Source organism: Pseudarthrobacter raffinosi, assembly GCF_023913735.1.
Taxonomy (GTDB): Bacteria; Actinomycetota; Actinomycetes; order Actinomycetales; family Micrococcaceae; genus Arthrobacter; species Arthrobacter raffinosi.
Genome location: NZ_JAMXBH010000004.1, coordinates 99,901 through 112,587, shown reverse-complemented (window position 1 = coordinate 112,587; position 12,687 = coordinate 99,901). Strand labels below are relative to the sequence as shown.

The following is a 12,687-nucleotide window of genomic DNA, read 5'->3' as shown; positions in this document are numbered from 1 at the left end:
CCCACTGTGTTGATGGCGTTGACGCGGACTGATCCTGCGCGTATTCCACTCCGTCCATCACCGCGGCACAGCCTGCGGCACCGCGCTTGATGACCGCCTGGCCCGCCCCAGGGCAGCGATCCGGCCGGCAAGCTCCAGGGAGTCGTCAGACTTTCCCAACCGCGATGGCGGCTTCGTCGTCCCCGGCGAACACGATGTCTGCCTGGGCGATGACGTTCCGGAAAACGTCACAGGCTTCGTCGGCGGACCACAGCGCGGCGCGGGAGTGATGCCCGTGAGGTGCAGCAGCCGGGCGTTGGCAATCCGATCGGCCGGGGTGTCCTCCCGGGCCCGCCGGGAGCCCCGCGCTTCCGGACCGGTAGACCAGACCTTGAGCTGGTCCATGGTGCGGCGCTCTTTGATCATGAGGCCGGTGGGTGCCGACTCGTCCCGCAGGGGGAACCCGATGCCCTCGGCGGCGAGCTCACGCAGGACGAGTTCACCGAGGCTGTCGTTGCCTACACGGCCAACCCACGTTAGGGAGGTGCCCAAACGCCGCAGGGCGATGGCAAAGTTGCTCTCCGAGCCGCCCATGCCAAGGCCGAGCGAGCGAGGACACCTGGGCCAGCGGACCAGGTTCAAGCACGTCTAAATAGGGATTATCGGCAAAATCACAACAGAGCAAAATCGCGGACGCACGAAAGAGGCACCCGGCCACCAAAGGGTGCCCGGGTGCCTCCGTCTTGTGCGCAGTTTTGCAGCCGCCCAGCCTAGGTGCGGGTGAGTGCCTCGTCGTCGGCCGGGGCATCACTGCCGGAAAGGCGGGCGTCCGCGCCGGAGTCCGCGCCGGATTCCGTGGCGTCCACGGCGGACTTGGCCTCGGCGAACTTTTCGTTCAGGCGGGAGTGACGCTGGCCGTAGGCGAAGTAGATCACGACGCCGATGACCAGCCAGCCGGCGAAGAAGATCCACGTCTCCACGGCGAGGTTTGTCATCAGGTACAGGCACAGGACGGCGGAAACCACCGGGAGGACCTTGCCGAACGGGACGCGGAAGGACGGCTTCAGGTCCGGACGCTTTTTGCGCAGCACCAGGATGCCCAGGCTCACAACCACAAACGCCGACAGTGTGCCGATGTTGATCATTTCTTCCAGCAGGTCCACGTTGGTCAGGCCGGCCACAAGTGCTACGGCGGCGCCGCAGATGATCTGGAGGCGGACCGGCGTCGAACGCTTTTCGCTGGTCTTGGACAGCGCGCGGGGCAGCAGTCCGTCGCGGCTCATGGCCAGCACCACGCGGGACAGCCCCATCAGCAGCACCATGATGACAGTGGTGAGGCCGATCAGGGAGCCGAAGGCGATGACCTTGGCCGCGGTGGTGTTGCCGACGGCCTCGAACGCGGTGGTGAGGGTGGGAGTCTCGGCTGCCGCGAGGTCCGTGTAGGACACCATGCCGGTGAGCGCGAGGGACACCAGGATGTAGAGCAGCGTCACCACGGCCAGGCCGCCGAAGATGCCGCGAGGCAGGGTCTTCTGCGGGTTCTTGACTTCCTCCGCGGACGTGGCCACGACATCAAAGCCGATGAAGGCGAAGAACACCAGCGCCGCGCCGGCGAAGATGCCCAGCGTGCCGTACTGGGCGGGCGCGGCACCGGTGAGGAAGCCGAAGAATGATTGCTTCAGAACATCCGCGGAGCCGCCGGCGGTAGGTTCCGCGGCGGGCACGAACGGCGTGTAGTTCTCGAACTTCACGTAGGTGAAGCCCACTACGATCACAAACAGCACAACGGCGATCTTGATCAGGGTGAAGACGTTGCCCACGCGGGCGGAGAGCTTGGTGCCGAGCACCAGGAGCACTGTGAAGACGGCAACTATCAGGAACGCACCCCAGTAGAGGTCCACGCCGCCGAGAGACAGTGCTGGCGGCACGTCGGCCCCCATCAGCGCGAACACCTTGCTGAGGTAGATGCCCCAGTACTTGGCGATCACTGCCGCGGCGGTGAAAAGTTCCAGGATCAGGTTCCAGCCGATGATCCACGCCAGCAGCTCGCCCATGGTGGCGTACGTAAAGACGTAGGCCGACCCGGCGACCGGAATGGCGGTGGCGAACTCGGCGTAGCACATGATGGCCAGGGCACACGTCACGGCGGCAATGGCGAAGGACAACGTCACGGCGGGGCCGGAGAAGTTGGCCGCAGCCTTGGCGCCGACCGAGAAAATGCCGGCGCCGACAGCGACGGCGACACCCATGATCATCAGGTCCCAGCTGCTGAGCGACCGCTTGAGCTTGTGTCCGGGTTCATCGGCGTCGGCGATGGACTGCTCGATGGATTTGGTCCGGAGAAGGTTCATAAGGAGATCCACAATCCTGATTTGTGTTGGAAACAGACCCATCAACGATACTCGTCCACCCACTGGACGTTCACATCTGTCCCGCATGGTGAGACTCCCTGCCCGCCCCGGTTAAGCGCGAACAGACACTTGAGGCCCTCGCCGGGAGGGCCTCAAGTGTCCGTTCGCACTGGTGTTTGGTGCTGGTGCTTTGGTGCTGGCTGCGTGTTGGACCGTACTGCTAGACCGGCCAGTCCATCAGCTTTGACCGGATCAGGAACCGCTTGCCTTCCGGCGACTCAACCGAGAACCCGCTCCCCCGGCCCTCGACCACGTCCACGGTCAGATGGGTGTGGCTCCAGTAGTTGAACTGCTCCCTGGACATCCAGAACTCGAGGGGCTGCGGCTCCAGGCCGCCGGCGATGTCGAACAGCCCCAGGAGGACGTCCGCTTCCGCGGTGATGAACTCCCCGGCCGGATAACACATAGGCGAGGACCCGTCGCAGCAGCCGCCGGACTGGTGGAACATCAGGGGCCCGTGCTGCCCCCACAACTTCCTGAGCAGTCCCAGGGCCTCGGCGGTGAGAGCCACGCGGGAGATATCCTCCCCGGGCAGCGTCACCGCCGCGTCAAGCCTCGCCTCCATCATCAGTACTTGATAACGACGCGGCCGTCGATCTTGGCGTGCTTCATCTCGTCAAGAACGGCGTTGACCTCGGAAAGCTCCCGGGTGGAGACCGTGGGGTGGATTTTGCCCTCCGCGTAGAACTCGAGGGCTTCCTCCAGGTCCTGCCGGGTTCCCACGATCGAGCCGCGGACGGTCAGGCCCTTGAGCACAATCTCGAAGATCGGTGCCGGGAAGTCGCCCGGCGGCAGGCCGTTGAACACAATCGTCCCGCCCCGGCGGGCCATGCCGATCGCCTGGCCGAAAGCAGACGGGTGTACTGCGGTGACAAGCACTCCATGACAACCTCCGGTTTCACGTTGGATAACTTCGACGGGATCTTCGTGCAGCGCGTTGACGGTCAGCTCCGCACCGTGCTTCTTGGCGAGGGCGAGTTTGTCGTCCGCGATATCCACGGCGGCTACCCGCAGGCCCATCGCCACTGCGTACTGGACAGCAATGTGCCCGAGTCCGCCGATGCCGGAAATGGTGACCCACTGTCCGGGCCTGGCTTCGGTCATCTTCAGGCCCTTGTAGACCGTGACGCCGGCGCAAAGCACCGGTGCGACTTCAACGGGGTCCGAGCCCGCCGGGATGCGGGCGGCAAAGCGCGTGTCCACGAGCATGTACTCCCCGAAGGAGCCGTCCACACTGTAGCCGGCGTTCTTCTGTACCTCGCAGAGTGTCTCCCAGCCGGTGCGGCAGTACTGGCAGTCGCCGCAGGCGGACCAGAGCCAGGCGTTGCCGACGAGGTCGCCGACGGCGAGGTCGGTGACACCTTCGCCCAGGGCAACCACTTCGCCCACGCCTTCGTGGCCGGGGATGAACGGCGGTGTCGGCTTGACCGGCCAGTCGCCCGCTGCCGCGTGGAGGTCTGTGTGGCAGACGCCGGTGGTGATGACCTTGACCAGCGCCTCGCCCCGGCCCGGGGTGGGAATGGGGAGGGTCTGGATCTGAAGATCCTTGCCGAATTCGGTTACTACTGCTGCTTGCATTGTCGTCGTCATTGGCGAAATCCTTGCGTAGATAAAGCGATGGTGAGGTGGAGGTGATGCTGCCTTCCTGAGGGGTGGCCAGGACGGTGCAGGCGGGGACGGACCAGTGCTGATCCGTCCCCGCCCGGGCTAAGGGCGGCTTAGAAGAAGCCGAGCTTGTTCTCGTTGTAGCTGACCAGGAGGTTCTTGGTCTGCTGGTAGTGATCCAGCATCATGGAGTGGTTTTCACGTCCGATGCCGGAGGACTTGTACCCGCCGAACGCGGCGCCGGCCGGGTAGGCGTGGTAATTGTTGACCCAGACGCGGCCGGCCTGGATCTCGCGGCCCGCACGGTAAGCGACGTTGCCGTTCCGCGACCAGACGCCGGCGCCAAGCCCGTAGAGGGTGTCGTTGGCGATTTCCATCGCGTCGTTGTAGTCGCTGAACCGGGCGACAGACACAACAGGTCCGAAGATCTCCTCCTGGAAGATCCGCATCTTGTTGTGGCCTTCGAAGACGGTGGGCTGGACGTAGTAGCCGCCGGCCAGGTCGCCTTCCAGCTGGGCGCGGGCGCCGCCGGTAAGCACCTTGGCGCCTTCCTGCTTGCCGATGTCGATGTAGGAAAGGATCTTCTCAAGCTGGTCGTTGGAGGCCTGGGCACCGAGCTGGGTTTCGGTGTCCAGCGGGTTGCCCTGGATGATTTTCTCCACCCGGGCCACCGCGTCAGCCATGAAGGAATCGTAGATGTCTTCCTGGACGAGGGCACGGGACGGGCAGGTGCAGACCTCACCCTGGTTGAAGGCGAAGAGCGCGAAGCCCTCCTGTGCCTTGTCATAGAACGCGTCGTCGGACTCGGCAACATCGTTGAAGAAGATGTTCGGGCTCTTGCCGCCGAGCTCCAGGGTGACGGGGATCAGGTTCTGGCTGGCGTACTGGCTGATGAGGCGCCCGGTGGACGTCTCGCCGGTGAAGGCGATCTTGCGGATCCGCGGGCTGGACGCGAGCGGTTTGCCGGCCTCGACGCCGAAGCCGTTGACCACGTTGAGGACACCGGCGGGCAGCAGGTCACCGATGAGTTCCATCAGGACCAGAATGGACGTCGGCGTCTGCTCGGCGGGCTTGAGGACAACGGCGTTGCCGGCTGCCAGGGCCGGGGCGAGCTTCCAGACGGCCATCAGGATGGGGAAGTTCCACGGGATGATCTGGCCCACGACGCCGAGGGGCTCGTGGTAGTGGTAGGCCGTGGTGTCGTCGTCGAGCTGTGAGAGCCGGCCTTCCTGGGCGCGGACAGCGGCGGCGAAGTAGCGGAAGTGGTCCGCGGCGAGCGGGATGTCCGCGTTCAGGGTCTCCCGGATGGGCTTGCCGTTGTCCCAGGATTCGGCGACGGCGAGCATCTCGAGGTTCTCGTCGATGCGGTCGGCGATCTTGTTCAGGACCGCGGCGCGCTCGGCGACGGAGGTCTTGCCCCAGGACGGTGCGATCTTGTGGGCGGCGTCCAGGGCCAGTTCGATGTCTTCCGCGGTGCCGCGGGCCACTTCGCAGAAGACCTTGCCGGTGACGGGTGTGATGTTCTCGAAGTACTGGCCCTTGACGGGGGCAACCCACTCGCCGCCGATCCAGTTCTCGTAGCGGTCCTTGAACGTGACCTTCGAACCCTCGGTACCGGGCTGTGCGTAAACAGTCATTGCTAGCTCCTTTGCTGTGCATGAAAGGTGGCGCCTGATGGTGGCGTCCGCCGTTGGTCTCAGCGTAGGAGCGTGAAGGTTGCAGTCAGGTTGCGCGCAAGTGAGCCAGCTCACAGAACAATCAGTTTGGGCCCACGCCTGCCGGGTTCCCTGGCCGAGCTTGCGAGGTGAGGGGGCAGGTGGGGAGCGAAACCAGGTCAGGCGCTGAGTTCCGCTTCCAGCCGCTCAAGGTCCGCGACGACGGCGGCCCGCTTGGGCGAGCGCGCCGGCAGCAGCTTCAGGGCGACGGTCCGGACGTCGACGTCGTCCCTCGCCTCCGGAAGGGCCGCGTACTTGAGCAGCGTCTCGGCACTGCCGTCCGTCAGGACCGCTTCGCGCATGAGCGAGGAGACCCTGTCACGGAGGTCGATGATGCCCGGCGCTTCGGAGCGCGGCAGCACTGCGCCGCGGTAGATTTCCAGCGCAATGCGATGAGCGCCGCGCTGTAGGCAGTTCAGCACCTGGCCGCTGTCCGGGACCAGGTCCATGGTGAGTTTGTACGGCCTGGATTCGGGCACGGCGGCCGGGTTGAGCTGCTGGAGGATCTTGCGCAGCCGGACCATTTCCGCGCGGAGCGTCATGGTGGGTCCGTCGCCCGGGTAGAGCAGGACACTGAGCTCCTCGGCGCTCAGCCCGTCGGGGTGGGTGCTGAGCAGGGCGAGGATTTCACTGTGCCGGGCGGACAGCGCCACCGTTCTGCCTTCGATGCTGAGCAACGCCTGGTCGCGGCCCAGAAGCTGCAGGCTGTTGCGGTACAGGCTGCCTTCCTTCGCGCCGCCGGCTCCCCCGGCCCGGGCCGAATCCGACCTGGCCGCCGAACTGGCGTTCCGCCGTCGGGCCGGCCGGCTGGCAAGGGTGGCCGCAAGCTGCAGCCGCTCAACACGGAGCTGCGCCTGTGCGGCAGCGACGGTCGCCTCGACGAGCGACAGCGTGTGGGGCGCCACCGCGCTGGCTTTGCCCGTGATGTCCACAACGCCCAGCAGCGCACCGGAATCCGGGTCGTGGAACGGGACGGCGGTGCAGCTCCACGCGTGCACGGACCGCTGGTAATGCTCCGCCCCGGAAATCTGGATGCCGCGGCCCAGGGCAAGGGCAGTGCCGGGAGCGCTGGTGCCCACGGTGGCCTCTGACCAGTCGGCGCCCGGCACGAACATCATGCCTTCGGCACGGCGCTGCAGGGCCGGATCGCCTTCCACCCAGAGCAGCCGGCCCACCTCATCACCCACGGCAACGAGCAGGCCGCTGTCGTGGCTGGGCTGGACCAGGAGCTTGTGGATCACGGGCATAATGCTGGCCAGGGGGTGCTGCCGCCGGTATTCCTCAAGCTCGTCAGTGTCCAGGGCAAGGGGTGCTTCGGGGTTGTCCGGATTGGCTTTCAATCGGGCGGACCGCTGCCAGGATTCCCGGATCAGCCTGCGCAGCCCGGGGATTTCCGGTGCGTCCGGAAACGCCTGGGCGTCGAGTTGCCCATGGGCGGCCAGGGCATGCCGCTGTGCCAGCGCAGTCGCTTCGCCGCCGGACGCCGGCGGCAGGATCAGGTTCCTCATCGAACTCCCCTCGGTCCTGCAAGTCTACTGGCCGCAGGCGCGAACCCTCCAGTGCCAGCCCCTCTTGCGCGAACGGACACTTGAGGCCCCTCTGGCTGGGGCCTCAAGTGCCCGTTCGCGCTGTTTTGGTGGGTGACGCTGGGTCAGGCGCGGGAGATGTTGATCATTTCCTCGCGCGGGACTACTTTGATGCGTTCACGCACGACGGCGGCGGTCCCGTCGGCGCCGACCTCGCCTTCTGTCCACGCGGCGCCGAGGGCTGCTTCGTGCGCGTCCAGCTTGATCCAGCCCTCCCAGGTGGTGAACTCGATGCCGCGCTCCTGCAGGAGGTCGATGATGGCCTGCGGGTCCGGGTTCTGGGCGGGTGGCAGGGTGAGCCGGTCCTCCAGCAGGAAGCCGATGGTCTCCAGGGCATCGCCCTTGGTGTGGCCGATGAGGCCGACCGGCCCGCGCTTGATCCAGCCGGTGGCGTAGATTCCGGGGACGGGGTTGCCATCGGAGTCGAGCACGCGGCCGCCCTCGTTCGGGATCACTCCGCGTTTGGCGTTGTATTCCAGCTCGTCCAGTGGCGAACCGTGGTAGCCGATGGCGCGGTACACGGCCTGGACGGGGTAGTCCACAAACTCGCCCGTGCCTTTGACGTTGCCGGTGCCATCCAGCTCCATCCGCTCAAACTTGATGCCGGCCACCCGGCCGGACCCGCCGTCGTCGGGGTCCTGGTAGATCTCCACCGGGCTGTGCAGGAAGTGCAGGTGCAGGCGGCGGGAGGACGGCTCTTCCGCTTCGGCGTGCTCCTCCACAAGCCAGTTGGTCAGCGTGTTCACCATGGTCTTGATCTGGTTGTTGCTGCGGATGGCGTCATCGGAGGCTTCGTCGAACTCGAAGTCCTCCGGGTACAGGACAATGTCCACGTCCTTCATGTGGCTCAGCTCGCGCAGCTCCAGCGGCGTGAACTTGACCTGGGCCGGGCCGCGGCGGCCAAAGACGTGGACGTCGGTGACCGGGGAGTTCTTCAGGCCCTGGTAGACGTTGTCCGGGATCTCGGTGGTGAGGAGTTCATCGGGGTGCTTGACCAGCATCCGGGCCACGTCCAGCGCCACGTTGCCGTTGCCTATCACGGCGATTTCCTTGGCATCCAGCGGCCAGTCGCGGGGCACATCCGGGTGGCCGTCGTACCACGACACAAAGTCCGCGCCGCCGAACGATCCGGCCAGGTCAATGCCAGGAATGGCCAGGTCCGCGTCCTTGATGGCGCCGGTGGAGAAGATCACGGCGTCGTAGAAGGCCCGGAAGTCATGGAGGGTGAGATCGCGGCCGTACGTGACGTTGCCCAGGAAGCGGATGTCGCCCCGGTCCAGGACCTTGTGCAGCGCGTTCACGATCCCCTTGATGCGCGGGTGGTCAGGGGCCACGCCGTAGCGGATCAGGCCGTACGGGGCGGGGTAGGCCTCAAAAAGGTCGATACTGACCTCAAAATCGCCGTCCTTGACGCCGTTGGACTTGGTCAGGATATCCGCCGCGTAAACACCTGCCGGTCCCGCACCCACAATGGCAACGCGGAGTGGACGGTTGGAGGTGGTTTCGGCTTGGTTGGACACCGGGAGCCCTTCTGGAACGAGGAGATTGCGACGGAGGCGCACAGTGCAGTTGCGCACAATGTCCCATTCTAAATGTGCCCACCGCGGGACGCGGCATCGTGTGATGCCAGACGTTCAGCTGCCTGTCGCTCTTCCTTTACCCGCGCCACCCCCGCCGGCAACCATCCGGCTTGAGCCTTATCACGACCGCATGGGCGGCGTCCAGTCACAGGATCCCTGGGGAGCCATCATTTCCAATGAACGCATTTCCTTCACCTCTCTTGTTAGTCAGGCCCTTCCTGCGGCGACCCGCTGGAAGGAGCGCGAACTCGCCGTCTTCAGCGCTGGCGTTCAGCACGGCCATGCTTCCGCGCTGCCATCACTTAACGTGCGGCAACGGTTGACCAATCCCGTTGAACAGCCAACCGAAGTCCTGGCACAGCCAGTCCGCCTGCCGGCCATCCACCAACTGGTGCGCCGGATGGATCACTTCAACCAGCCACTGGTCGTCTGGCGCCTGATCTCGGGCAACCACAGGGAACTCGGCCGGGGGGTTGGCCTCTTCCCGAGCTATGCGGTGGCGGCCGCGAATGCGACGGCCGCTCAGAAGGCCGCCCAGGACCTGACCATTACCTTCGTCCAGAACCAGCAGGCCCGGGACTACGGATGGTACGTCAGCCTGCGTGGACGCCCCGTGTTGATGGCCAGCGCCTGGTACCCCACCATCCGGGACCGGGACCGCAGCGCCCTGGCGGCACTGGACCTGCTTGGCGGCGCACGCCTGCTGGAAACAGTGATCCGCCACGGACACCGGCATCTTCCGGTTGAGTTCCCGCCCGAGCTCCTGCGTGCAGGAGCTCCCGGCGTGGAACGGCTGCCCGAAGCCCCCTTGCCGGTGCTTTCACCAAACGTTCACCTGATCGCAGGTTCTTCTTAGCCAAGCAATTCGAAATGCCGGGCAGCGCCACCGCAGACTCATAGCGGCCGGCACTGTCCTGACTACTCCGGCAGCCGCAGACCGCAGCGGCAGTGCCCGCACTGCGCCGTGGCCCACCTGCACCAGCTAATCCACTCGGTACCTAAGATGGGGAATCTTGACATGAAATTGAAGTCCTTCCAGGCTGTCGGCGCTATCTGCGTCACCGCCTTGGCACTCGGCCTGATCAGCTCAGCAAGCGCGTCTGCGGAGCCCACGACGCCGGACCGCCCGCTGGCGGCCGTTGGTTCCGACACCATCCAGGACGTCTGGAACGCCCTGACCAACACAGGCCCCATCAGGACAGTGGCTTCCTACGACGCCTTTGGCCTGCCCTCGGCGATCGTGACCAAAACGGGTGTCACCGCGTTTACGCGTCCCAACGGTTCCGGTGCCGGCGTCAAGGCCCTGAGCGCCAGCCTGAACCCGCTGAACCATGTTTACAAGGACTCGGCCAACAACGCCTTCACGCTGAAAAGGAACGACGTCGACATCGCCCGGTCCTCTTCCTCACCCAGCGTGGCAGGCACTGACCTGACGTTCCTGCCGTTCGCACGCGACGCGATGACCGTGGCAGTCAAGGACTCCACCAACACGCCGGTGAACCTGACCACCCAGCAGATCGCCAACATCTTCAGCTGCACGGCTGGCGACGGCGTCACCATTGACGGCACCACAGGCAAGCCCGTCATCGGAACCATGACCTTTACTCCCAAGCTGCCCCAGGCCGCTTCGGGCACCCGCGCCTTCTTCGTGAAGGCCATCGGCGTCACCCCGAACAGCACCTGCATCCCCGACATCGAGCAGAACTATCCCGAAAATAACGGTGCGGCCCTCATCAACGACGGCGACATCATCGCTTTCTCCGCCGCCCAGTGGATCGCGCAGAAGAACGGCGCCATGGCCAACACCACGGCTGCCGGTCAGGTGCTGGCGAACATCGACGGCCTGAAGGCGATCGACCCGGCCACCACGGCTCCGGCACTGGCCCCCGGAGACCTCTACGGTAACGCAGCCGTGGCACCCGCGAGCGGCAAGGGCACCTTCGCCCGGGACACCTACAACGTGGTGGCCAGCTCCACCCAGACCAGCAAGCTCATTTACAGCCTGGTCCTGAGCAATGCCGTGACCACCAACCTGAAGACGATTGGCAGCAAGGTCATCATCAACAAGTTTGGTTTCAAGACGCTCTCCTACGTGGGCGACTGGACGATGGGCAAAAAGTCGGGTTACACCAACTAACAATTCCTCCGGCCGGGTCCTGAATTCCGTTCATAAAGAATTTACTTTCAGTACCGTCTTGCTTTACTTTGCCACGCCCGCAGAATTCGACTGATGACCCAGACTGATCGGTAATTCTTCGCAGCGATTTTCGCTGGTTGGCCGGTGGATTTAATTTCCCGGCGCCGGGCAACACCGCAGCAGTAGACACGTTTATCTGAGAAAGAAGAAATGATTATGGCTAACGCCACGACAATGAAATCCCGCTGGGGCCTGAACGCCACGGCCGCTGTTGCCGGCACCGCCCTCCTGCTGGGCGGTGGAATCGCTGTTGCCAACGCGGACCTCCCGGCCGGCTCGGCAGGAACCGTCACGGCCAACCCGACGAGCGGCAACTGGAGCGCCCTGAGCCTGTCCGTGCTGAAGCTGCACAGCGACATGGTCTGCCCCACCACCGGCAACATCCTCGAGGGCGCGCTGATCTTTATGTCCGAGCCCGGGCAGGAAATCCAGCCGGCGCTGAGCAGCACCGTGGAAGCGCAGACGGTCTACCCCCTGACGCAGGATCCCCAGTACGCGATGTCCCTGAATGCCAACGGCACGATTGCTGACGACAACACGCTGGAATCCGGTTTTGTGAACAGCAGCAAGACCCCCATTGCTGACATGTCCGCCGTTGTACAGGCCAACCACACCTACAGCATTGGTTACGTCTGCACCGTCTCGAACGAGAGCGTCACCACCGCCAAGATCAACCCGGTCGCGGGCAAGTCCGTAGCCTCCTGGGCCACGCTCACCACCGACGCGTCCAAGAACTGGACCATCAGCCAGCCGGTGGTGACCACCCCGACGGCGACCGCCACGCCGACGGCCACCGAAACGGCCACTCCGTCACCGAGCGCCACGCCCACCGAAACGGAAACGGCCACCCCGACGCCGACCGCCACGGAGACCCCGTCGGCCACACCGACCGGAACCGCGACGCCCAGCAGCACGTCAGTCCCGCTGGCCACCACGGGATCCGTCAAGGAACTGACCGCCGGCGCCGAACTGGTCAGCGGCCAGAAGTTCGTGGTCAACGCTCCCGCCGGCACCTTCGTCGCTGGCGAAACGGTCATTGGCGAGATCCACTCCGAGCCGGTTGTCCTGGCCGAAACTGCGGTGGCCAACGCTGACGGTTCGGTCAGCTACACCTTCACCATTCCGGCCGACCTGCCTGCCGGAACGCACACCCTGGTCCTCAAGGGTGCAGCCGGCGCAACGTTCGAGGTCACCGGCCTGACCGTGACCGCCGGGTCCAACGCTCCCTTCCTCGCGGACACCAACTGGTTCGGCGCTGCCGCCGCCAACCCGGCAAGCACTGCGGGACTGGCTGCCATGGTCATTGGCGGACTGACGCTCATGGGTGTGGGCGGCGGGATCTACATTTCCCGGCGCCGCAAGGCCACCCGGGCCTGATTCACCAGGAATTGCCCGGATCCCGCTGGGGTCCGGGCAATTCCGCTTTCAACGCCAATTACTTTTGTTCACCTCCCGGAAATCCGTTCTTTATCAAAGCACAGCGGACCCGGGACGATTTACCGAAATAATAGTCCAGCAGCTTCCGCTGCCAACCGGCTGGACCTTCCACTGACAGGTCTGAACAATCGGCCCGCAGGTTTGATGACTGACCCGGAATAATGAAAAGAAAGAATT

Annotated in this window: 10 protein-coding genes; 3 read left to right on the top strand and 7 right to left on the bottom strand. The window is 65.0% G+C overall.

Annotation, left to right across the window (positions count from 1 at the left end):
- Window positions 1-57: 57 nt before the first annotated feature.
- The 7 genes from NG698_RS04985 to NG698_RS04955 all read right to left on the bottom strand — a co-directional run bounded on the left by NG698_RS04985 (window position 58) and on the right by NG698_RS04955 (window position 8,816).
- Window positions 58-621: a PfkB family carbohydrate kinase gene (locus tag NG698_RS04985; protein ID WP_374210079.1), complete on the bottom strand. Its 564-nt coding sequence runs from the start codon at window positions 619-621 to the stop codon at window positions 58-60.
- A gap of 128 nt (window positions 622-749) precedes the next feature.
- Entirely contained in the window at window positions 750-2,330 is a 1,581-nt protein-coding gene (locus tag NG698_RS04980; protein WP_252598499.1) for an APC family permease, read from the bottom strand.
- A gap of 220 nt (window positions 2,331-2,550) precedes the next feature.
- A complete protein-coding gene (locus tag NG698_RS04975) occupies window positions 2,551-2,958 on the bottom strand; it encodes a DUF779 domain-containing protein (RefSeq protein ID WP_252608441.1) in 408 nt (135 codons plus the stop codon).
- Window positions 2,958-3,980 carry an alcohol dehydrogenase AdhP gene (gene adhP, locus NG698_RS04970; RefSeq protein ID WP_210412322.1) on the bottom strand — a complete coding sequence of 341 codons (1,023 nt, stop codon included), beginning with the start codon at window positions 3,978-3,980 and terminating at the stop codon, window positions 2,958-2,960. Before adhP ends, NG698_RS04975 begins: the two co-directional genes overlap by 1 nt.
- Window positions 3,981-4,108: 128 nt before the next feature.
- A complete protein-coding gene (exaC, locus tag NG698_RS04965) occupies window positions 4,109-5,632 on the bottom strand; it encodes an acetaldehyde dehydrogenase ExaC (RefSeq protein ID WP_252608440.1) in 1,524 nt (507 codons plus the stop codon).
- A gap of 197 nt (window positions 5,633-5,829) precedes the next feature.
- Window positions 5,830-7,218 (bottom strand): helix-turn-helix domain-containing protein, encoded by a 1,389-nt coding sequence (locus tag NG698_RS04960; RefSeq protein WP_252608439.1) that lies wholly within the window; start codon window positions 7,216-7,218, stop codon window positions 5,830-5,832.
- 143 nt (window positions 7,219-7,361) lie between these two features.
- Complete coding sequence (locus NG698_RS04955; protein WP_252608438.1) at window positions 7,362-8,816, bottom strand: FAD-dependent oxidoreductase; 1,455 nt, start codon at window positions 8,814-8,816, stop codon at window positions 7,362-7,364.
- A 190-nt stretch (window positions 8,817-9,006) separates the two neighbouring features.
- Between NG698_RS04955 and NG698_RS04950 the strand changes: the two genes are divergently transcribed.
- The 3 genes from NG698_RS04950 (at window position 9,007) to NG698_RS04940 (ending at window position 12,450) form a co-directional block, all read left to right on the top strand.
- Window positions 9,007-9,732 carry a hypothetical protein gene (locus NG698_RS04950; RefSeq protein ID WP_252608437.1) on the top strand — a complete coding sequence of 242 codons (726 nt, stop codon included), beginning with the start codon at window positions 9,007-9,009 and terminating at the stop codon, window positions 9,730-9,732.
- Between the two features lie 162 nt (window positions 9,733-9,894).
- Window positions 9,895-11,013 (top strand): hypothetical protein, encoded by a 1,119-nt coding sequence (locus NG698_RS04945; protein WP_252598505.1) that lies wholly within the window; start codon window positions 9,895-9,897, stop codon window positions 11,011-11,013.
- Window positions 11,014-11,229: 216 nt separating this feature from the next.
- A complete protein-coding gene (locus tag NG698_RS04940; RefSeq protein WP_252608434.1) occupies window positions 11,230-12,450 on the top strand; it encodes a hypothetical protein in 1,221 nt (406 codons plus the stop codon).
- The last annotated feature ends 237 nt before the right edge of the window (window positions 12,451-12,687 follow it).

Excerpts from the sequence above, each read along its gene's own strand:
- NG698_RS04980 (WP_252598499.1), bottom strand. The coding sequence starts at position 2,330 with ATGAACCTTCTCCGGACCAAATCCATCGAGCAGTCCATCGCCGACGCC.
- NG698_RS04975 (WP_252608441.1), bottom strand. The coding sequence starts at position 2,958 with ATGATGGAGGCGAGGCTTGACGCGGCGGTGACGCTGCCCGGGGAGGAT.
- adhP (WP_210412322.1), bottom strand. The coding sequence starts at position 3,980 with ATGACGACGACAATGCAAGCAGCAGTAGTAACCGAATTCGGCAAGGAT.
- exaC (WP_252608440.1), bottom strand. The coding sequence starts at position 5,632 with ATGACTGTTTACGCACAGCCCGGTACCGAGGGTTCGAAGGTCACGTTC.
- NG698_RS04960 (WP_252608439.1), bottom strand. The coding sequence starts at position 7,218 with ATGAGGAACCTGATCCTGCCGCCGGCGTCCGGCGGCGAAGCGACTGCG.
- NG698_RS04950 (WP_252608437.1), top strand. The coding sequence starts at position 9,007 with ATGGGCGGCGTCCAGTCACAGGATCCCTGGGGAGCCATCATTTCCAAT.
- NG698_RS04945 (WP_252598505.1), top strand. The coding sequence starts at position 9,895 with ATGAAATTGAAGTCCTTCCAGGCTGTCGGCGCTATCTGCGTCACCGCC.
- NG698_RS04940 (WP_252608434.1), top strand. The coding sequence starts at position 11,230 with ATGGCTAACGCCACGACAATGAAATCCCGCTGGGGCCTGAACGCCACG.